Annotated in this window: 16 protein-coding genes; 10 read left to right on the forward strand and 6 right to left on the reverse strand. The window is 43.7% G+C overall.

Annotation, left to right across the window (positions count from 1 at the left end; translation table 11 throughout):
- Positions 1–43: 43 nt before the first annotated feature.
- A complete protein-coding gene (locus EXT47_RS03985) occupies positions 44–2,491 on the reverse strand; it encodes a TonB-dependent receptor (protein WP_039496759.1) in 2,448 nt (815 codons plus the stop codon).
- A 340-nt stretch (positions 2,492–2,831) separates the two neighbouring features.
- Here EXT47_RS03985 and EXT47_RS03990 point away from each other — a divergent pair, with 340 nt between their 5' ends.
- The 4 genes from EXT47_RS03990 to EXT47_RS04000 all read left to right on the forward strand — a co-directional run bounded on the left by EXT47_RS03990 (position 2,832) and on the right by EXT47_RS04000 (position 6,846).
- Complete coding sequence (locus EXT47_RS03990; RefSeq protein WP_010375897.1) at positions 2,832–3,296, forward strand: CreA family protein; 465 nt, start codon at positions 2,832–2,834, stop codon at positions 3,294–3,296.
- 129 nt (positions 3,297–3,425) lie between these two features.
- Complete coding sequence (locus tag EXT47_RS23810; RefSeq protein ID WP_162484726.1) at positions 3,426–3,599, forward strand: hypothetical protein; 174 nt, start codon at positions 3,426–3,428, stop codon at positions 3,597–3,599.
- Positions 3,600–4,007: 408 nt separating this feature from the next.
- A complete protein-coding gene (locus EXT47_RS03995; protein ID WP_017216280.1) occupies positions 4,008–4,694 on the forward strand; it encodes a hypothetical protein in 687 nt (228 codons plus the stop codon).
- Positions 4,695–4,977: 283 nt separating this feature from the next.
- On the forward strand, positions 4,978–6,846 hold the full coding sequence (locus EXT47_RS04000) for a DUF885 family protein (protein WP_130125932.1): 1,869 nt from the start codon (positions 4,978–4,980) through the stop codon (positions 6,844–6,846).
- Between the two features lie 109 nt (positions 6,847–6,955).
- On the opposite strand, the gene EXT47_RS04005 is transcribed toward EXT47_RS04000, so the two are convergent.
- The 3 genes from EXT47_RS04005 to nfsB form a co-directional block, all read right to left on the reverse strand.
- Positions 6,956–8,017: an endonuclease/exonuclease/phosphatase family protein gene (locus EXT47_RS04005; protein ID WP_130125933.1), complete on the reverse strand. Its 1,062-nt coding sequence runs from the start codon at positions 8,015–8,017 to the stop codon at positions 6,956–6,958.
- A gap of 124 nt (positions 8,018–8,141) precedes the next feature.
- A complete protein-coding gene (locus EXT47_RS04010) occupies positions 8,142–9,254 on the reverse strand; it encodes a M35 family metallo-endopeptidase (RefSeq protein WP_130125934.1) in 1,113 nt (370 codons plus the stop codon).
- Positions 9,255–9,641: 387 nt separating this feature from the next.
- Positions 9,642–10,301, reverse strand: a complete 660-nt coding sequence (gene nfsB, locus EXT47_RS04015) for an oxygen-insensitive NAD(P)H nitroreductase (protein WP_130125935.1) — start codon at positions 10,299–10,301, stop codon at positions 9,642–9,644.
- Positions 10,302–10,395: 94 nt separating this feature from the next.
- On the opposite strand from nfsB, the gene EXT47_RS04020 reads away from it, so the two are divergent.
- Positions 10,396–11,307, forward strand: a complete 912-nt coding sequence (locus tag EXT47_RS04020) for a LysR family transcriptional regulator (RefSeq protein ID WP_039496764.1) — start codon at positions 10,396–10,398, stop codon at positions 11,305–11,307.
- Between the two features lie 4 nt (positions 11,308–11,311).
- Here EXT47_RS04020 and EXT47_RS04025 read toward each other — a convergent pair whose 3' ends face one another.
- A complete protein-coding gene (locus EXT47_RS04025) occupies positions 11,312–12,160 on the reverse strand; it encodes a sterol desaturase family protein (protein WP_130125936.1) in 849 nt (282 codons plus the stop codon).
- A 121-nt stretch (positions 12,161–12,281) separates the two neighbouring features.
- On the opposite strand from EXT47_RS04025, the gene EXT47_RS04030 reads away from it, so the two are divergent.
- From EXT47_RS04030 to EXT47_RS04040, 3 genes are all read left to right on the forward strand, one after another.
- Entirely contained in the window at positions 12,282–13,250 is a 969-nt protein-coding gene (locus EXT47_RS04030) for an AraC family transcriptional regulator ligand-binding domain-containing protein (RefSeq protein ID WP_039496766.1), read from the forward strand.
- Between the two features lie 777 nt (positions 13,251–14,027).
- Complete coding sequence (locus tag EXT47_RS04035) at positions 14,028–15,476, forward strand: RimK family protein (RefSeq protein ID WP_039496767.1); 1,449 nt, start codon at positions 14,028–14,030, stop codon at positions 15,474–15,476.
- Positions 15,476–16,585 (forward strand): GNAT family N-acetyltransferase/peptidase C39 family protein, encoded by a 1,110-nt coding sequence (locus tag EXT47_RS04040; RefSeq protein ID WP_130125937.1) that lies wholly within the window; start codon positions 15,476–15,478, stop codon positions 16,583–16,585. The genes EXT47_RS04035 and EXT47_RS04040 overlap by 1 nt, the downstream gene beginning before the upstream one ends.
- A 66-nt stretch (positions 16,586–16,651) precedes the next feature.
- Here EXT47_RS04040 and EXT47_RS04045 read toward each other — a convergent pair whose 3' ends face one another.
- The gene (locus EXT47_RS04045) at positions 16,652–18,490 is read right to left on the reverse strand and encodes a di-heme-cytochrome C peroxidase (RefSeq protein WP_130125938.1); all 1,839 of its coding nucleotides are present in this window, start codon (positions 18,488–18,490) and stop codon (positions 16,652–16,654) included.
- Between the two features lie 184 nt (positions 18,491–18,674).
- Here EXT47_RS04045 and EXT47_RS04050 point away from each other — a divergent pair, with 184 nt between their 5' ends.
- Entirely contained in the window at positions 18,675–20,177 is a 1,503-nt protein-coding gene (locus tag EXT47_RS04050) for an ethylbenzene dehydrogenase-related protein (RefSeq protein WP_130125939.1), read from the forward strand.
- On the forward strand, positions 20,174–20,845 hold the full coding sequence (locus tag EXT47_RS04055; RefSeq protein WP_130125940.1) for a DUF1566 domain-containing protein: 672 nt from the start codon (positions 20,174–20,176) through the stop codon (positions 20,843–20,845). Before EXT47_RS04050 ends, EXT47_RS04055 begins: the two co-directional genes overlap by 4 nt.
- The last annotated feature ends 3 nt before the right edge of the window (positions 20,846–20,848 follow it).

The raw sequence follows: 20,848 nt of genomic DNA on the forward strand, positions 1-20,848 counted from the left end.
GAGAGTGAAGGTAACTTCACTCTCTATTTTAGTTTTTTGCTGATTATAACTCAAACTGGTAGTTAAGCTTGACCCCAACGGTACGAGGTGTTGTGACATAGTGTCCGTACACTCGCTGCTGCTCAGGCAAGGCTTTGTTTAGCGCCGCGAATTTAGCTTCACCAGCCCAAGACTTGTCGCGTCTTACCGAGGTGAAAGCAAATTTGTCAAACAGGTTGTCGACATAAAAAGTGATGGCCCATTGCTCGCTTGAAAGCTTCGCACTGAGGTTAGACAAGGCAAATCCTGGTAATACCTCTCCGTCAGCTTTGAGTCCGACTTTCGTGTATACGTCACTCTGTGCGGTTACTCCATAATTAACGTTAAGCATTTTGTCGTCGAACACTTCCTGCTCGTAGCTTAAACCGAATGAGAACTGCTGTTTTGGCGCGCCAGGTAGGCGGTCACCGTCCGCACCGTCATAGTACGGCTGGTAAAGCGCGATTTCTTCAGCGCTATAGTCACCTTCTTTGAATACCGCAAACAGGGCTGGTGCATCATCAGTTAGCTGTGCTTTTGCATAAGAATAGGTTGCATACACCGTCCACTGATCGTTCAACATAGCCCGTGTTGATAGCTCAATCCCACTAGAGTTCGCAGATCCAGCATTAGAGGTAATGATCTCTTGGCCGTTTACCGTCACGGATGAGATCTGTGCATCTTCCCAATCAACACTGAATAATGCGGCATTAAAATGCAGCTTGTTATTCAGCCATGTAGATTTTAATCCCAGCTCATAGTTAGTGGTGGTATCTGGTTTATAGCTAAGCTCATGCGGCAGTGCACAGATGATTTGTTGTTCTGGTAGTGTTTCTGGGCACGATTCCAATCCGTTACCACCGCCTAACCTAAATCCTTCACTGACAGTGAAGTACGTCAGCAGTCCATCTTGCCAAGTGTAATTGGCATTAAACTTAAACAAGCTACCATTGTCTTTGGCACTGACTTGCTCAAATGAAATTTGCTCAAGGCTTGGCAGGCCACCAGAATAGAGCGGGGTTTCAGCCGCTGACTCAGTTTTAACATCATAGCGATAGAAACGAGCGCCCACTGTGATATTAAAATCGTCTGAAAATGCATAGCCAACTTCGCCAAACAATGCTGACTCTTTGCTGGTGGCATTGGTCAGTGCAATATACTCAAGATCTTGCTCAATATTGTCGATTTCATCGCCCCAAAACGCCGTAAGTCCTGGCGTGTACTCTCTATCGTCCGAACTAATTTCTTGTTTGCTGTAATATACCCCTGCAATCCAATTTAGCGCGTTATCCCCTTTAGAGACTAAACGGATCTCTTGGGTAAAAGTGTCTTGATCTGTGGTGTCTTTAGTCAACGCGGTAAAACTAGGAAAATCCGCATAACCCGGCCAAATATCATAAAGTAGATCGGTTTGATCTCGTTGGCCTTGTTGTTCTTTGCTTGACCAACCGGATGCCGAAACTAAATCAGCAAACTCTAAATCGGCGTTGATTTCAAGGCTAAGCAGGTCGTCTTCTTGCTCGTTAGGTTCAAGCACACGGTACGCTGACTCGTATGGTTTGATCGTATCGGCAAGCGGGTGCTGTGCTGCAAGGCTTTGATATTGTGAAATTGAGTTAGCGCCATTTTCTTGCTTCTGATGAAAATAGTTCAGCGTGGTATCGATGTTCTCGCTCACCAACCAACGTAGAGAAACCCGTGAGGTTGTTATGGTTTCATCATTTGCATCCGCAACTGCGTTGATGTTTGCTTTTACATCCTCAGCATCTGACCAATCAGGATCTGGGTTTGAAACACCGGCTTGCTTAACCACATAATTGTAATCCATAAAGCCGGGGTTGTGATAGCGGTTAATGCTCGCGCGAACGGCTAATTCATCCATCACTATAGGCATATTGAAGACAGCACCTACTTCATGACCATGACTGTCACTTTCATTGATACTGAATAAGTCACCACTTAGTTTACCTTCAATAACGTCAAGCACTGGCGCTTTAAGCATGGTTCTAATCGCACCACCTAGCGTGCCTGCACCGTAAAGCGTACCTTGTGGGCCGATCAAGACTTCAACACGTTCGATATCGGTTAATCGCAAATCCACATTGATTGGGATTTCGCCGAGGTAAGTTGCCACTGTCCCTGAGTCAGAAGCACGTTCCGACGAATTAGTATTCAAGCCACGAACAATAATAGGTGAGCCCTCACGGCCACCTTGTTCTGTGATTGTCAAACCAGGAACCCATCTTGCTACATCTTCAAGGTCGCCAATATTTTGGTCGCTCATCACATCGCTGTCGACGGCAGTAATGTTTAATGGCGCTTCTTGAACTGTGCCTGCGCGTCGAGTGGCTGTTACTTGAATTCGTTCAATTGACTTTTCTTGAATCTTACTTTCTTCTGCTTGTGATTGATTAACAACAAAAAAACTCGAACTAACAGCTAGTGCGACTAAGCTTGGATGGAGCTTACTCATGGATGGTGGAACCTCAAATTAAGAATTAAACGTGACGAAATTTCAATCTTTAGAAATGGGTAACTATGCAGGTGGTGCATTTCTGTCCCGAGTTTAGAGAGAATTTCATACAACCGGTGGTGAATAAATTAGCCATGTTTTGTTCATGGTTTAGGTAAATTTAGCCACCCTGAAACTGCGGCGCATGCTAACATGCTTATTCGTATTTTGTGAATAATTATTTTGATTATTTGAATGGTTATCTCTTTTTTAGATAAGGTGATTTGCGAAAATTTTCAAATAGCTTAGAGTATTAACTCCGTATGTTTCTTTTGTACGTCGATTATCTTAAGGAAAAACAATGAAAAAGCTGATGTTTGCATTGTTGGCATCTTGTACGTTACTAGGTTGCTCTGACAGTGAAGTTGGTGATGTGTCACTCGGTCTATTTACGCTCAAAGATATAAAATTAGACTCTATGGTTGATCCCGTTGTAACGGGTGTGACCTGTCATGTGGCGAGTGTTGAAGATGATTTGAGCTTTTCGGACCCAAGCGATAGCTCTATTTCTTGCCGTCAAACGAGTGAAATAACACCGGCAATGCTGGCTAATATAGATAAAAGTGACTCAGGCGAAGTGGTATTTAAAAAATCAAAAAGTGTGTTTTTTAAAGCAATGAAGGTGAGAAGGATCTTTGATGCAAAAAACCAAACCTTGATGTACTTAGCCTATACCACTAAGGAAACCTCTGGTAGCTTTAAGCATAGTTTATCAACAGTGCCATTATGGGGAACTCAGGCTTATCAAGGCGTTAAAACCAATTAATTCGAATGTTGGCTAGCACATAAACCAACACGTTTTGATAATTGCATTTAGTAAATTATTTTTGTTTGAATTAAACCTTTTTACTCACGATTTCGACTAAGCTTAGTAGTGATAAGTTTAGGAGAAATCGTGATGTTAAAAACACGCTTTTTAGGGAAAACGGTCAATATTGCATTTGCAGTGATGACTGTATTGTTTGTTATTTTAACGTTAACAACTGATGCTCATAGCATCTCATCTCAAGCAACTCAGGTTGAGGTGTTTAGCCAAGACGAGGTGATTACCGAGTCCAAATCGAAGTAAGTTTGGCTGTGATTTATCTTGTTTTACTGATTAGTGCCATTCGAAACGATGAAAATATAATATAAATATTGCGCTCGGCTCAGTCTCTGTTGCGCGTGGGATTAAGTGCATAAATTTGCATGAAGTTTTTATGACATATACTCATGCTTCACTTACGCTCTGTATAGCGTATAAACTCTAAACTACCATCTCTGACTCATCTCATTAATAGTCTTAACTAGGCTGTCACCAAAATTGTAATTAATTTGTTGCGTTCTCCCCAGTCTGCATTAGCTTTAATTAGGGACTAAGAAAAAAGCAGCGCAGTTTGCAATCGGATATATGCAAGTTTCTGTTTTAAAAAATACGAATTTTAGCTGGCGTACTCTTTATTCGTCTGACTAAAACGCTCACACACAAGGAAGAAATATGGCACGCCAATTCGATAACTTTTATAGTCATGGGGCAATTAATTTTAGTGATTTTATTAATTGTGTTTCTAGCTTATATACTGGTCCAGACTGCTTGGATGACAGTACATTAAGACTGCTTGCTGAGATGTTGTATCGGCTTTCGCAAAACAAGCAATTTCTCGCGGCTCAAGTTGCGGGCAGCAGTAATTACCAACATCATGCCCGAGGAATGTTGGACAATGATGATCTATATGTACTTTATGAAAATAAACGACCATTTTTTAAAGTATGTGCACAAATTTGGCATCCAATGCCAAAGCGGGGGACTCAGCGCTGTTTTATTCCGCAAGTGCGAGACTACAATTTTACGGCATTGACAACCAATTATTTTGGCCCCGGTTGTGGCAGCAAGCTGTATCAATATGAATACAGGAAGGACTTACAGCAAGGGGAGCATTGTGATTTACAGTTTGGGCAGTTTTATCAATTTACCCCTGAATCTGTACTCTTTACAGAAGCGTCGAGAGATGTGATAGCGCAGGCTTTACCTAAAAGTTTGAGTATCACCATCAGCTTACAGTTGGAGCAAAGGCCACATGCTTGCTTTGTGTTTGACAAGTCATCTGGTCGCGTGCAGCAGATTATTGCTGACTCTGCATTTGGCCACAACGAAATACCTGAACCTCTGCTGCTTGAAGACTAAGCACTCTATCTAAGGTTATGAATTTTAGTTTAGGTGTAGAGAAAGTAACTTATTTTGCAGGATTCTATCTTTTATAGCTGTAACAAAAGCGCAAATATGTTACTTGTAGTTGCATCTATGAGAATAGCGTGAGCACTTTATTGCATTCTGATTTCTCAATGAATGAAGTGCTTATACCAAATTGAACAAGTGTTCAGTCAAATTGGTATGACTATTCTATCACCAGTCTGATCTGCACTGGTATTTTTAGCTTTGACAACAACCCTAATGGAGCGGCGTAATAATGAATAAAATAAGCTTGGTAGCACTCTCTGTCGTGCTAGGTTTGAGCGGATGTGCTCAAGACAAGCCGGTAACGGAAACTACATCTGTTGCTAAAACCACTGAATCAACTCTCTCTCGTGCAGAAATCGACAAAGTCGTAGAACAGTACACCAAGCAGTTTATTAACCACGAACCCGCACTTGCCACTTCGCTCAAATTATCAAGTAATGAATATGGTCACTATGCTAATAGACTGCCGGATTACTCGGTTGTCGGAATGCAGGCGCTCCAGGTGGATATGAACGCAGCCGCAGATAAATTAAAACAATTACAATCGGGCGTGGCGAACTCTGACGACTTGTTGCACCTTAAAGTAAACGAAGTTATTGCACGTTATTATGCTGGAGATAAGGGCTTCTCAGCAGGTTATATTGATACTTGGGGCGGACACCTGCCATATATTGTCAATCAATTGTCTGGCCCATTGCTGGATATTCCGAATGTGCTTAAAGACCAACATGGAATAGAGAGCGAGCAAGATGCAAAAGACTATGTTGCGCGCTTAAATGCCTTTGTTGAAGTCACGAAGCAAGTTGCAAGTAAGGTAAAAGCGGATGCCAATAAAGGCGTAATTTTACCAAAAGTATTATTTCCAAACACGCTAGGTTATTTAGATAACTTCACGGCGCCAAGTGGTGCAGAACATCCTTTGGTTGCGTCGTTTAAAGATAAACTTGCGAATATTGATGGTATTACGGATAAAGCCGCCGCTGAATATGTTGCACAGGCAACACAAATTGTTGAGCAAAAGCTTTATCCTGAATTTAAAAATGTGTCTGCGATTATGCACGCTCTAGAGAGCAAAGCGCCTGAAAATGTTGGCATTTGGGCCCAACCAAATGGCGAAGCTTTCTACCAGCATGAGATCACCTATTTGGCAGATTCTGATATGAGCGCGGAAGAGATCCACCAAATTGGCCTTGCTGAGGTGGAGCGTATTTCAAAGCGTATGGACGAAATCCTCAAGCAAAATGGCTATTCACAAGGTACTGTTGGTGACCGGATGAAGCAGCTAAATGAAGAGTCGAGATTCTTATATGCGGATTCTGACGAAGGTCGTGAAGCGTTATTATCGTTCTTGCGTGGTGAAATAGGGACAATTTTACAAAAAGCGCCAGATTATTTTTCTACTATTCCACCGCAACCTGTTGAAGTTAAACGTATACCAAAAGCCGTGGAAGCGGGTGCACCGGGTGGTTACTACAACGGTCCATCGCTTGATGGAAGTCGCCCAGGGGTATTTTCAATCAACCTAAAAGACATGAAAGCAGTACCAAGCTTTGGCATGAAAACCTTAACGTATCATGAGGCGGTTCCTGGTCACCACTTCCAAATTGCGCTTAATATGTTGCAAACAGAAATCGGTTTGATGCGTCAAAATGCCTCATTTAATGGTTATGTTGAGGGCTGGGCGCTGTATTCAGAGCTATTGGCTTACGAAATGGGGATGTATAAGGACGACCCATTTGGAGACTTAGGGCGTCTGCAAGCTGAGGCATATCGTGCTGCTCGACTGGTGGTTGATACGGGCCTGCATTATAAAAAGTGGACACGTGACCAAGCGATCACCTATTTTGCTGATGCAACCGGTACGGCGATGAGTGATGTGGTATCGGCTATCGACCGTTATATCGCTTGGCCAGGTCAAGCGCTTGGTTATAAGTTAGGTATGCTTAAGTTGGTTGAGCTCAGAGAGCACGCTAAGCAGCAGTTAGGTGATAAGTTTGATATTAAAGCATTCCACGACGTGGTGTTGCTAAAAGGCGCAAGGCCAATGGCGCTTGTTGAAGAAGACATCAAGACTTGGATTAACTCTTTGAAGTCGTAAATATACTTTTCGGCTTGAAGTCAGTACGCGATGCTGGCTTCAAGCTGATGTTATTTAAAAACCCCTATTTAATAGCGCTTGTTCATACTCACCATACTTAAATTCACTATCATAATTTGCAATTCGGCTTTGCCACGGCATTTTCAATAATTTCTTTGCTGCGATGTATATCTTTCTTTTTCAGCTCAAGTCCTGCTTCATCTTCATTTTTGACCGGTTGATAAGCGAGTTTTGCATAAAGCGCAAAGTGATCAGACCCTATGTTGTTGAGCCTTTTAATATCGATCACTGTGAAATGATGACTCGCAAACAAATGATCTAGCGGCCATCGTGCAAACGGGTACTGTGCATGAAAAGTGTTAAACATGCCTCGGCCAACTCGCGGATCAAGAAGCCCACTTATTTTCCTAAATAACCTCGTGGTTGGTGACCAAGCAACATCATTGAGATCGCCAGTGACTATGGTGGGCAAAGGCTCATTTATGACGCGCTTGGCAACCACCACCAGTTCTGCATCTCGCTCAATGGCCGTTTCGTTTTCGGTGGGGCTCGGCGGTGCCGGGTGCAAGAAATGGGTTTGGATCATGATATGGGGAGCGAGCTTGAGTTTTGCATGTATCGAAGGCACACCTTCCTCAACGATATATTCACATTTTTCCTCGTCTAGCGGGTAGCGAGAATAAACGTGCATGCCATACAAATTGGATTGTGGACATTTAACGCTGTAGGGCAGTATATCTAACAACGAGTCTAATTGTTGCTCCCATAGCTCATCACTTTCTAACGTGACTAAAAGATCAGGTTGATGTGTCCGGACTTGCTCCAATAGTAGATTAAATTTTCGATTGGTTTGCAGGACATTGGCGGTGATCAAACTGATTGTGTCAGCATCGGTTGTCGCTTTTTTTACCTCGACTGGCCAAAGCGGGGTGTAGGGTAAAATCCACCACAGTTGAAAACTTAAACAACCTAATAGAGCAATGACAGCAAGCGCGGCTACGCTTTGAAGATCAAGGTAGAAAATGGATAGCAGTAGTGTAAATGCAGTAATGACAGTGAGCTGAAGCCGTGGGAACTCCATTGCTCTAACACTCCAGTGCGGGTGCTTAGCAAGTGGCAGTAACGTAGCAAGTAGGATAAAACCACACAGCGCGACGATAACCCAAGTCATGAAATTCCTCAGCAAATAGATGAATTTAAGAAGTATATTTCATGTTAGCTGAAATCGCTGTGAATAGTATCGGGTTTAGACGGTTGCCTAAACCCGATACTCGTTCAGGGATAACTAGTCGAGATTAGTTTTGGTACGGAGTGTTTTCCGCAAAATATTCATGGCTGTCAGCATTTTGAATCGCTTGACTTGGGTTTGAGTTTGCTAAGTTTTTCGCACCAGATTGGCCATAAACGATGTCATCTGTACCAGCAACGGCATTAAAGTGACTTAGCTCATGAACAATCGTGCCCGCACGTGAATCTGTACCTAGCTCATTTGCGCTCCAAAATGCGCGACATAGATAGACTTTGTATGGTTGATTTGGGTATACATAAGCAAAGTATGATTTGTTACAACTACAGTCAAAAGTGAGATCTTGGTTGTCGATTGCATCATTGATGGCATTGAAGTTAGATTTCACGGTTGCATAACGGCTGCTTGTCGCTGCGCCAAACCAAGTTTGATAACGCGTAGATGGGTTGCTTGCTGAGTGGCTATTTAGGTAAGCAACGGAGTCATTAGTGATCTGATCTGCAGCATTTAGTGCTGACAAAATACTGGTTTTTTCACTGTTACTACAACGACCTGTAAAACAAGTGCCATCAGTACAATCAGCCGCGCCTGCCGCTGGTTTTGCATTGACTTGAACATTGCCCTTCGTCATCGCAACGCCTTCAAGCCATAGATTGACCGAATTTGAGCTGAGTTCTGCTACATCGGCACGCATCATCGATTGCTGACCCATCGTTCTTGTAGTCATGCTTGGGATTTCTTTTTTACCGAAAAGATCAAATGATTCAACATCATAACTAATTTCGTAGTTACCTGGCTGGCTAAGATCATAAAGGCCTGAAAGCTCAAATGATTTAGTGAGCGTTTCGCCAGACTTTAGCTTGATAAAGTCAGCTTCAGTAGGTGCTGGGCGTTTGTAGTGAGGACCAAAGAAATTAACTTCTTTACCATCACGCGTAATTTTGAAAATATGCTCTTCTTCAAGGTCTGTATACCAGCTTAAGATTTTCTGATTGCCTTTACCTTGATTGGTGATGTTTAGCGTCGCAACAACATCGCCATTGCTTTTTGTGTCGACATCAACACTTACCGCTAGGTCTTTATTCATTGCTTGAGCATTCAGTGATGCGGTTACGGCTGCCGCGAGTAACCCTGTAGATAGTGTGCGTGATAGTAGCTTCATTATTTCTTCCTGTTGAGGTTGCTACAGTCTCTCGGCTGGCAGGTACAAAACCAGTGGTGAGGACTGAGTTTACTTGTTGTCATTTCGTTATTTTTAAAGGTGAATTCACTCTTCACTTTTAATTAACAATAATATATTCAATGTTTCAAGCAGAATTTTTACAACAGAGCTAAAAAATTCACATTAAAAAATTACCAATAATTTCAAATAACTGTAATGTTATTGAAAAGTATGGATAAATTTAATACAAAACAGGGGTGAGGATAGTTGTGAATTTATTGTTTCATTCACATTGGTTTACATTGTAGTGTTTGAAATGGTATTCCAACCGGAGCTGGAGTGGCACTGACGTTATCTAGCAAATCATTATCAGTGCCAAACTGGGTATTAGATTTCGGTAATGATATCGTCGATAGCAAGGCGAGATTTAGGTAATTTAGCATTAAAATCACCTTCGTCTCGATAGCCCAATGCGACAATAGCAAGCGCGTCAAAGCCTTGCTCAGTTAACCCAAGCTCATTGCTGAGAATTTCAGCGTCAAAACCCTCAATGGGCACAGAGTCTATACCGAGTAGTGCGGTGCTTAGCAAAAATTGCCCAAGATTTAAGTAAACTTGTTTGCCTGTCCATGCTTTGATTGCTTCATCGCTGGTTTGATTTAAGCCGACAAAATAGCGACGGCCATTATTCATTTGTGCTTCTACCTCAGAGCCTTTTTCAAATCGGCCATCGGCACTTTCTTTGGCAAGCACTTTATTTAAATGTGCATCATCTATATTTTGTTTTGCAGCAAATACAACAACATGAGATGCATTTAGTACTTTTGCTTCATTAAATTTGTAATTCTCTTGTGTGCTTTTAGCCACTTGAGTTTTGCCAGCCTCAGTACTTGCGATGACAAAATGCCATGGCTGAACGTTGGTGCTAGACGGGCTTAGTCTTAGCGCCTGCTTGAGTAGGTCAATATCTGAATCACTAATTTTTTTATTAGGATCAAAGGCTTTTGTAGAATAACGATTGTGGATTGCATCGCGTAACGTGTACATATCAAACTCCTAATTGCTTTAAAGACATAATATGGATTTACATAATCAATAAAAAGATGATAATGAGTTAAATAGTTTCAAAAATTTTTTGAAAATGAATACACAAGATTTAATCGTCGTAATGAAAACGGCTAAACTTGGCAATATTAGTGCGGCGGCTGCGCAGTTAGATATGCAAGTTGCCACGGCGAGCGCCGCGATAAAGCGAGTGGAAAAGCACCTTGGCTTTCAACTTTTTGTGCGTTCTACGCGTAGCTTAAGGCTATCAAAGCAAGGTGAAACTTATTTGCCAATTTGCGAGCAGGCACTTGCGCTTTTGGCTGATGGCAAAAAGCAGGTGCTCGACAACGACAACGAAATTGACGGTGAGCTAAGGTTAACCGCACCGTCAGATTTTGGTCGTAATATCCTCCTTCCTTGGCTAGACGAATTACTGGATGAATATCCTAAACTTGCCCTGAAGCTTATTCTTAATGATCACAATCTCGACTTCTATCGTGACGGTGTTGATATTGCGCTGCGCTATGGTGCGCCTGAAGACAGTAGCTTCTACGGCTTTAAAATTTGTGATGTGCCACTGCTGCTTTGTGCCTCTACGGAATACTTAGAAAAACAAGGCACGCCAAAGGATCATGAGGAATTAAGCGAGCATCAAGGGCTATTCTTTTTGATCAGAGGCAGTAAGTTTGATACGTGGAAACTGACGAAAAATGAACAAACTTACAAAGTGGTGCTTAAAGGGCGTAGAACCAGTAATGATGCGGATGTGGTAAAGCGTTGGTGTGCGCAAGGAGCGGGTATTTCATTGCGCTCCGCGATAGATGTAGCAGATCAACTAGAGCAAGGCGTGGTGCAAAGTATATTAAATGACTACCGCGTTGAGTGTAAGCCGTTGTGGTTGATCTGCCCGTCAAAGCAAATGATCAACCCAAGCGTGAGAGTGCTGCGCGATAAACTAAGAGTGTACTGCCAAGCGCTTGTAGAAAAGGCCGAGCGATATAAGTAACGCGCTAGGGCTTGACTGAAGCGGTATTCTTAGGTTTGTCGGGTAAGTGGGTTGGATAACCAAACAGCGCCAACCATTTGCCTTTTAAAGTGTGTGCTTGTGAAAAGCGGTGGAACATATGACGCCACTGAGCAAAGTTAACATCTAAAGGGGTCTGCTTTGGTGCCGCACCTCTTATTCCATAGCAAATTGTTATATCTTCTCGCTCCTCAATAAAGGTGCCAAAAAGCTTATCCCAAATGATCAGCACTCCGGCAAAGTTTTTATCTATATAGTCAGTATTACTGGCGTGATGGACTCTGTGGTGGGAAGGCGTATTAAAAATTCGCTCTATCATCCCTAATCGATTAACCGTTTGTGTATGGACAAAAAATTGAAAAGCCAAGTTGATTGCGACGATGGCAAATACCAAGGTTGGGGTAAATCCAAGCAGTATCATAGGCAACCAGAACAGCCACATACCGACAATAGGGTATAGCAAGCTTTGGCGAAATGCGGTGGTAAAGTTCATGTTGTTCGAACTGTGATGGACCACGTGTGCACTCCAAAGCCAGTGAATACAATGTGATGCCCGGTGAAACCAGTAATACAAAAAATCTTGCAAGATAAACCCAAAGAGCAAAGTGAAGAGATTTAATTCGATTGTGAATAAGGCAAATTGATGAAGCCAGTAAAAGAGCGGCATCAGCACAAGCAAAGCCAGCGCGTCGCTGCCTTGGTGGAGCAAGGCGAGTAGGGCATTGAGTATTGAGTCTCGCCAATCATAGTATTTGCGATGCTTAATATATTCCCAGGCAACACAAAGTAAAAAGACGGGACTGAGTGCCAGCAAAATTAACGATACATCAATCATATACAGCTCCTTCTTTAGCCAAAGCTTTGGTACTTTATATGCACAAGGGTAACGGGTTAGTCATTGACAATCCTGCCAAACTGCGCCAACAATTTGTCCAAATACGACAAAAGGAACCGCAATGCATTCCACCTCGTTTGTATACTTTTATAGTGCGTGGGCATATCTCCATCACCATTTTACCGATGACAAGAGACTGCAAGGCGAGTTTGCTGAGCTAGTAGCGTCACGGCCTGAACGTGTAACACTCGTTGAGTATGAGCGGTTGCTTGAAGTTGGGCTGGAGTTAAGCGGCGATCCCTTAATTGGTTTTGAACTGGGTAAAGCCATTCAGTTGCATGACTATGGAGCGCTTGGTTACTTGGTCGAAACCAGTAAAGACTTGCAGCAGGCTATAACCTCATTATTGCATTACGACGCCATTGTTGCCGATATTGGCCTCGCTGTATTCACAAGTGATAGCGACAATGCCAAGTTAACTTGGCAACCAAAAACCTCGCTGGGTAAGCAAGCCATTTTGCGCAATATGACCGCTTGGGTGAGCGCTGCACGGCAGCTTTTGCGATCAACTTTATCGCCTAACCAACTCCAGCTTAGCTTTAGCGTGTGTGACTCAGAATTGCAGCGTTTGCAAACGTGGTTTGGCTGCCCCGTATCACAAAACTGCTCTGACAATGCACTGTTGTTTCCATTAGACTTTCTTACCATGCCAGTCGCTACCGTCGACAGCCTAATGCACGAACATATTGAGCAAGCGGTTGCAAAAAGCGTATCGGCGCTCTGTGATAATCATGATTTAAAAGCGCGTGTTGCTAATTTACTAGCGGCAAAGCATTCATTGGCCGAAATCAACCAAGCAAGTATGGCTAAGGCATTAAACATGAGTGTGCGTTCGATGCAGCGTAAGCTAAAAATACAACACACCAGCTTTAGAACCTTACTCGACCAAGAGCGAAAGCATAGATTTGAACAACTCATCGATAACACCAGATTGCTTGATATTGTAGACGCACTCGGTTTTACAGAGCAAAGTGCGCTCAATAAAGTTTGTTTAAAATGGTATGGGAAACCACCGTCAAAGCTAAAGTGAAGAACCGAAGGTAGGTAAGGTTTGGTTTGTTAGTTAAACTCCCAAATTCGGTACAAATATGTAGTGGGTATCATCGATTCTAGCTAAGTTGAGGTCGGGAACAATCTTTGCTAAGTTAAAGGTGCCTTAAACTTTATAAGGTATAATTAAAAGGATATTATGATGAAAAATTTATCACTTAAAGTCGTAAAGCTAAAAAGCCTCTCAAAAAAAGAGCCACTTAAACAAGAGGTAACGCCTTATATAGCTGGTGGAACTGATGTACCTAAGGACCCCATTACCTCCCACTGCTCAGACATTTGTAGTTCTGCTTGTAGTTGGCGAGGGTGTTAGTCTGTGGTTTGAATTTTTAAATAATTAATGCCTCACATTTGAGGCATTTCAGGTTTTTGAAGAAGTGTAAATCGCTGACACCCACCTCAACCAGAGCACTCACTGCTCGTGGTGTTCCTAAGCATGCCTACCACGTGCTATTTCATCCTTGATATCTGTTTGTAAACACGAGAAATCTTAATCGTTTCAATCAAATTTGATTGTATGTACTTTTATGGTTTTTAACTGTTTGAAATTTAAGTCTTTTATTCCGACCGCCGACAGCAAGAAAGATTTATCTTGAGAATCAAAATTACTCAATTGCTAAGTGCTATATTTAAGATTACAACTACTCCACTTTTATGTGGGCCCTTGAATTTGCCCACTAACCCTATGTTAAATCGTGGGGTGCCTAAACCATCATGTACTGATGTGCTAACGCATCGCCACCTAAGGATTATTTAGATGCTATCTACTCTATTCGTTGTTGATCAAAATGCAGATGTACTGCCTTTGGCAAATAACGTAGTGACGTTTGAAACGTATTTGCAAGAGTACCCAAAGCTCGGTGAATCAAAACTTCGAGTGATTAATTTATGTGACTGTGACCGTTATTTGAGCCAAGGTTATTACTGCTCTTTACTTGCTGAAGCGCGTAATCACCAAGTACTTCCGAGTCTCAAGATCATTAACGGTTTACGTGATGGCGATAATGCATTGTTTTTATCGCAAGCTTGGTTTGATAAGCGTGGGATCGCGATTACCGATGACGCTGAGTTGATCATTTGTATGGGCGAAACCCAACAGCCTGAGTTTGGTAAGTTGGCGGCGTATTTATTTCAGCAATTTCCTGCGCCTTTACTAAAAGTGACACTACAGCAGCAAGATAAAGGCGTGCGTGTGCAGGTGCAGCGTCGCGACTTTTCGACTCTGCAGGTGGCGCAGCTTGAGTTTTGTACTCAAGTATTAGGTCATGTGCATGCCACTCAGTGGAACAAGCGTAAGAGTCACAAAAAGTATCGCTGGGATATTGCGATGTTGGTGGACCACGATGAAAAATTGCCGCCAAGTAATAAAGGGGCGATCAGCCGCTTTGTTAAAGCGGGTGAAAAGCTGGGCATTAAAGTACATCCATTAGAAGCGGCTGAGTTATACAACTTAGGCCAATACGATGGGCTATTTATTCGTGAAACCACAGCGATTGATCACCATACTTATCGCCTTGCACAAGAAGCAGAGCAAAAAGATTTAGTGGTAATTGATGACCCAAGCTCGATCCTACGCTGTTGTAATAAGGTGTTTTTACATGATGCCTTTAATTACAAGAAGGTGCCAAGTTTAGAAACGCGATTTGTGAGTCAGTGTAATGAACAAGTAATCGATAAACTCATTGCTGAGTTATCGTTACCTATGGTGCTTAAAATGCCTGAGAGTTCGTTCTCAAAAGGCGTATTTAAAGTAAAAACCAAAGAAGAGCTTGGCGAGCGTTTACAAGAGCTGATGAGCGTCTCTGCGATTGTGTTGGCACAAGCTTACTTATACACAGATTACGACTGGCGTATTGGGGTGTTAAATGGCCGTGCGATCTATGCATGCCGTTACCATATGGCACGCAACCATTGGCAAATCTATAACCATGAGTCAAAACGTAATTTCTCGGGTGGGTTTGACACGCTACCAACGTTTGAAGTGCCAAAAGCGGTGTTACGCGCAGCGTTAAAAGCAGCGGCAGTCGTGGGTAATGGTTTGTATGGTATTGATATTAAAGAGCACAACGGCAAAGCCTACGTGCTTGAAGTAAACGACAACCCGAATATTGACCAAGGGGTTGAAGACAAATATCTCGGTGACGAGCTGTACATGCAAGTGATGTCTGAATTTTCAAGACGTCTTGAAGCGAGAGGTAAAAAGTAATGTTGCAAGCCGCGTTGGTGCTTGAAAAGGCGACACTGCAGGATTTGAACTCACTGAATGCGCTGGAGCAAAGCTGCTTTAGTGCAGATAGACTGAGTCGTCGCCAACTCAAGCATTACATCAATTTTGAACATAGCCTGCTGCTCACTGCAAAGTTGGCCGGGGAACTTGTGGGCTATGGGTTGCTTTGGTTGCACCAAGGAACGCGGCTAGCAAGGCTTTATTCATTGGCGGTATCGCCTCATCATCAAGGTAAAGGGATCGCACGCCAACTGATGTCTGAGCTTGAAGTCAGAGCGGGTGAAATGGGCTGGTTATATATGCGTTTAGAAGTGGCTAAACGCAATGACGCGGCCATCGGCTTATATAAACGCATGGGTTATCGTGTATTTGGCGAGTATCAAAACTATTATGCGGATCATGACGACGCGCTAAGAATGCAAAAATGCGTGCGTAAGCTGTCGCAAAAGGCGGTGTTGCACCAAGCTCCTTGGTATCAGCAAACGACAGACTTTACCTGCGGACCGGCGTCACTGATGATGGCAATGGCAAGCATAGATCCAGGCTGTATGGGCGATCAGGCCTTAGAGCTTGAGATATGGCGTGAAGCGACCACCATCTTTATGACTGCAGGTCACGGCGGCTGTCACCCATTTGGATTGGCATTGGCTGCGGAGCGCCGTGGTTTTGCGGCAGAGGTGATGGTGAATACGGCGGGCCCGCTATTTTTAGATGGCGTGAGAAGCGCGCAGAAAAAGCAGGTGATGACCTTAGTTCATGAGCAATTCCGTCAAGAGTGTGAATATCGTGATATTGCTATTCACCAAGCCGATGTAAAGCTTGAACAGGTTGAACAATGGTTGTTACAGGGCAGTGCGGTATTGGCTTTGATCAGCACTTATAGACTAAACGGTAAAAAAGCGCCGCATTGGGTGCTTATTACGGGCTTGGATGAGTTATGTTTATATCTTAATGATCCTGATGTCGAGGATGACCAAAACCCTATCGACTGCCAGCAAGTACCCATCGCAAGGTCGGATTTTGAAAAAATGATGACGTTTGGCGCAAGCAAATTAAGTGCGCTGGTGGTGTTGCACGAGTCATTTTAACTAACGTTGTCGGTTATAAGTCAAAGGGCCTGTATTCGGCCCTTTGTTTTTAGCGCTACATGGCGTTTATAGCGTTTTCAAAAACTCAACGATTTGCCACTTTTCATTGTCACTCAAGGTAGTGCCGTAAACGTGGCCACTGTTATCATTGCCCGGCATTACCTCACCGCTGACTTTGTTCACTTTGAACTCGTTCATGCCTTGATGAGTAATATAACCAACGTTGATAGGGTCGAATTCGCGACTGCCAACCCAGAAGGTATCTGGACGCGACTCTGGTGATTGTAGTAGTGACCATAGGTTTGGCACCGAGCCATTATGTAAATAAGGCGCGGTTGCCCAAATTCCATTTAACGGCCTTGCTTTGTAGACACCCGCATCGTAAAAACCATCCACGCAATCTTCGTTAGTATTGGGGGTTAACTGTTGTCTATTTGCCAAATAGACTTTGAGGCGCTCTTCAATGGATTTTTTCACGGTGGTTTTCTTACCATCTGGCCCGGTGCGTTCTGCTATTAAGCCCGCTTCGATTGCTTTGATGGGATCTTTTAGCACTAGACCCACCACGCCATTTACTGGGATATCGATAGCGCTATCCACTGCTTGGAATTTGTCTCCCGCGATAATGTCGGTTTTTGTGCCTTCCAAGAACAATGTTTTTGCCATGTGGCAGCTTGCGTTATTAGACATAGTGGGATCGGTACCTATCTCTTTTACTGGTACTTTTACCGCTTCGTAATCCTTGAGTAGATTTTTTTGGTCAATTAATTGATGGCAGTTGGCGCAATTTGCTTGGAATAGCATTTTTCCTTGTGCCGCCTTATTGGTGTCAATCCCTGGAAGGTATTGCTCAGGCCAAGCTGGTGGCAGAAGTGTTTTTACCCACGCTTCTAGTTGCCCTAACGCATGCATGTCTACCGTTGAGCTATATCGAGCATGTTTCCCCCAAACGCGCTGCCAAACCGGCGCCTCTTCAATGGATAACGAACCAAACACACCGACAACTTCACCAATGTTGCGTACTAATGGGCCGACCACAGGAATATTGGGGGCAGAAGCATTCCACTGTACAACATTTGACTGGTGCGTCCCCCATAAAAATGGATAGGAGACGGGTGCGGTGGGCGCATTTTTATTGTTAAGGTCGTCAAGCGCAAATGCCGTGCCGGCGTTTTGTATATTGCCAAACGCATCAAGTCGAGCATAGCTAGTAAAATCGTCTGGATAGTCTTCGGGCAAGTCATTAACGGTTTGTCGCTCGGCGGTTGCAAGCGCCACATGCTTGAGATCGTCTCGTAAATCATCAATCAATTCTTGCGATGCCCCTTCTTTTAATACGCGCATCGCGAAACGGCTAAACTTTTGATTATCGTTAAGGGTCGCTTCTAACGCGGCATTTAGGCGGCTAAAGAAGAGTACAAAGTTGGCGAGGGTGGGCGCACCTTCTACCAATATTTTTGTGCCGTTATAGTCAATTTGGTTAGTGTGGCAAGCGGCACAGGTCATCCCGACCCAAGCTTGTCCCGTAGTTTGATTGTTATGCACGGCAAAACCGATGGGCAAGCCTGAAGGGTTATTGGCGGCGGTTTTACTGGGCAGGTAGCGCAGCATTTCCATATGTTCGCTATCGCGAAAGAGCTTTTTACTGTTGGGTTGCTCTAACCAAGTAAACCAAGTATAGGGAATGATTTGTGACCCTTGGCCTGTAAACCAAAAGTCTTGCCGAAGTTTATCTGACCACCCTTGATTGAGCCAAACTCGCTCAGGCACTTGGCCAGATTCTGCAACTGGGTCGAGCGTTTCTTTGGGCACCGAAGGTTTTTTACTTGGTGAGCTACAACTTGCGAGAAACAGTGTGCAAGCCACTGCCGCACTTACATATTTTATTACTAGTCTATTGTTCATGTTGAACTGTCCGTGACGGTGGAAGTATCAACTACCTTAGTACAAACTTATTAACAATCAAGTTACACGACATTACACGTGCCGCTAATTCACAAGATGAGAAAGTCTCATCTTTCCAAATATGAAATATCTATGTAAATTTATTTGTTTACACTAAATTTACTTTATTTGTTTGGGAGCGGTTGTGCGTCGAAGTAGTCTTGCCATTTTTCATGTTATGGCGGTAATAGTTATCTTGGTTGGGTTACTGACAGGCCCTCGCTTGGGCATTATCAATCATGATTTTCTGGCGTTTCTTTCGCCTTTACTTCCACAAGGCGCGTTGCTGTCAGTACACGTGTTATTTGGTTGCTTACTCACCTTGATTGCGATTGTTTTTACTGTGGCAACCATTCGCGCACCGTTTCGTGGCGCACCAAGCAAGTTTGATAAAGCCGTTAACTACTTTGGGTATCTGGTTATCGTGCTGAGTATAGTCACAGGATGGTTACTTTGGCTCAATCCAGAGAGTCTCAGTCTAGTGATTCATGGGTTATCAGCGACAGCCATTTTTTTGTATGTGGTGTTACATGGCATAAAGCACACCGTGTTTAAGGGTAAGCAAGTACTGAGCGTGTTATTGCCCCGAAATGCGCTTATTTTACTCAGTTGCAGTATTGCTCTGATGTATTTTTGCGGCCTTGGCATACAGCTTATTGTTGCAGATCAGCATTTACGGTTAGAAGTTGCGCCGCTATCAACGCAAAGCCACCTCGAAATAGACGGTAAAGGAGACGAGCCACAATGGTTGCGTGCGAAGCCTATTAAGTTAACTACATTTGGTGGTGCAAACTTCTTGGATGGCAGTAGTGAGGTCGAAATAAAAGCGTTGAGCAACCATGATGAAACCTTCTTTCTGATCCGCTGGCAAGATCCGACCGAAAGCCTAGAGCATCTGCCACTGGAAAAAACCTCTGACGGTTGGCAAGTACAAGAAAATGGCTTTTATCGCTTTGACGAGCGCACTTATTACGAAGATAAATTTGCCATCATGCTATCGACTACCTGTGAACTAGGAGGTGATGGCACCGTTCAATACGGCGATGCGCCGCTTGCAGGCAAGCCCCGTAACTGGCATGGCAAGGGCTATCATGCAAGTACGGACGGCCGCACGCGAGATTTATGGCACTGGAAAGCGCTAAGAACCAATGACATGTACTTGGCCGATGATAATTTTTTTGGGCCGCCTCAAAGCGTTGCACTTGGGCAAAGACGCTACACCGCAGGGTATCAACCTGATGGCAAAGAAAGCGGTGCTTATGTGATGAATTGGCGTTGGTACTCACCGACTGAGGTTACGCCAAAGCGAATGCCAATCCCATCGCCAGATATCACTGAGCGCAAAGTCCTTGATTGGTTTGCCAGCGAAACCTACAACCCACAACGAGACATGGCGAAAATTGGCGAACAGCTCCCGTCCGTGTTGTACCGTTCAAATCGTTTTGAGGGAGATAGAGCCGATGTTAGGGCTAGGGGAGAGTGGCACGATGGTTATTGGACGCTAGAGCTGGTACGTAAACACCAAACGCATTCTCCTCTTGATGTTGAACTGCGCTCTGGTGTTTGCATGTGGGTCTCCGCATTCGATCACGCACAAATCGCGCATACTCGTCACCACAGAGCGATTCAATTGAGGTATATGCTATGACCGTTGCCTCACGTTTAATACTTAGTTTAGCGATTGCCGCTGTGGCGATTAGCTACTTGTTATTCAGCGCTCCTGAGCGAGAAGTTCCAACTCATGCACGCTTTATTAAAGTCACCAATGATATGCAGTTTTTGTCTGTATGGCAGGGTCCTTGGCATTGTGTCTATGACAAAGAGCTTAATCTGCTTTGGGAAGTAAAACGAGATGATGAGTCTATTCACGATGGCTATTGGAGCTACTCTTGGTATGACGGTCAATTTGGTCATGCTGATCAAGGTGATTGTTATTTCGAAGCATCCCACTGCGATAGCCAAGACCTGATCCGTAAAACCAACCAAGCTTCATTATGTGGTAGTGCCGAGTGGCGCTTACCTACACCTGATGAGCTGCGCTCTTTAATTCAAACACCAAATAGTCCCGGAAAGCCCCATATCGCAAGTGATTTTTTCCCACACATTAAAAATGGTGACTATTGGAGTAGTGAGGCTGGCGTGTCGTTACCCAAGTCGTTTAAGCGTGAAAAGTTAGGGGCAACGGCCGTGAATTTTCAATCGGCAGAGACGCTTTCGCTCCCTTATGAAAACGCCGCATTTGTCATGTTGGTGGCTACGCCATCAACACCACTCTCATTGGCTCAAAGTCGTGTTGAGCCTGTTACTCTAAACTAGGAA

Source organism: Pseudoalteromonas sp. CO342X, from assembly GCF_004208915.1.
GTDB classification, from domain to species: Bacteria; Pseudomonadota; Gammaproteobacteria; order Enterobacterales; family Alteromonadaceae; genus Pseudoalteromonas; species Pseudoalteromonas maricaloris.

Bases quoted from the DNA above. Each gene is read 5' to 3' on its own strand.
- nfsB (WP_130125935.1), bottom strand. From the start codon at position 10,301: ATGTACACGTTACGCGATGCAATCCACAATCGTTATTCTACAAAAGCC.
- EXT47_RS04035 (WP_039496767.1), top strand. From the start codon at position 14,028: ATGCTATCTACTCTATTCGTTGTTGATCAAAATGCAGATGTACTGCCT.
- EXT47_RS04025 (WP_130125936.1), bottom strand. From the start codon at position 12,160: ATGATTGATGTATCGTTAATTTTGCTGGCACTCAGTCCCGTCTTTTTA.
- EXT47_RS03990 (WP_010375897.1), top strand. From the start codon at position 2,832: ATGAAAAAGCTGATGTTTGCATTGTTGGCATCTTGTACGTTACTAGGT.
- EXT47_RS03985 (WP_039496759.1), bottom strand. From the start codon at position 2,491: ATGAGTAAGCTCCATCCAAGCTTAGTCGCACTAGCTGTTAGTTCGAGT.
- EXT47_RS04030 (WP_039496766.1), top strand. From the start codon at position 12,282: ATGCATTCCACCTCGTTTGTATACTTTTATAGTGCGTGGGCATATCTC.
- EXT47_RS04020 (WP_039496764.1), top strand. From the start codon at position 10,396: ATGAATACACAAGATTTAATCGTCGTAATGAAAACGGCTAAACTTGGC.
- EXT47_RS04010 (WP_130125934.1), bottom strand. From the start codon at position 9,254: ATGAAGCTACTATCACGCACACTATCTACAGGGTTACTCGCGGCAGCC.
- EXT47_RS03995 (WP_017216280.1), top strand. From the start codon at position 4,008: ATGGCACGCCAATTCGATAACTTTTATAGTCATGGGGCAATTAATTTT.
- EXT47_RS04000 (WP_130125932.1), top strand. From the start codon at position 4,978: ATGAATAAAATAAGCTTGGTAGCACTCTCTGTCGTGCTAGGTTTGAGC.
- EXT47_RS04045 (WP_130125938.1), bottom strand. From the start codon at position 18,490: ATGAACAATAGACTAGTAATAAAATATGTAAGTGCGGCAGTGGCTTGC.
- EXT47_RS04040 (WP_130125937.1), top strand. From the start codon at position 15,476: ATGTTGCAAGCCGCGTTGGTGCTTGAAAAGGCGACACTGCAGGATTTG.
- EXT47_RS04005 (WP_130125933.1), bottom strand. From the start codon at position 8,017: ATGACTTGGGTTATCGTCGCGCTGTGTGGTTTTATCCTACTTGCTACG.
- EXT47_RS04055 (WP_130125940.1), top strand. From the start codon at position 20,174: ATGACCGTTGCCTCACGTTTAATACTTAGTTTAGCGATTGCCGCTGTG.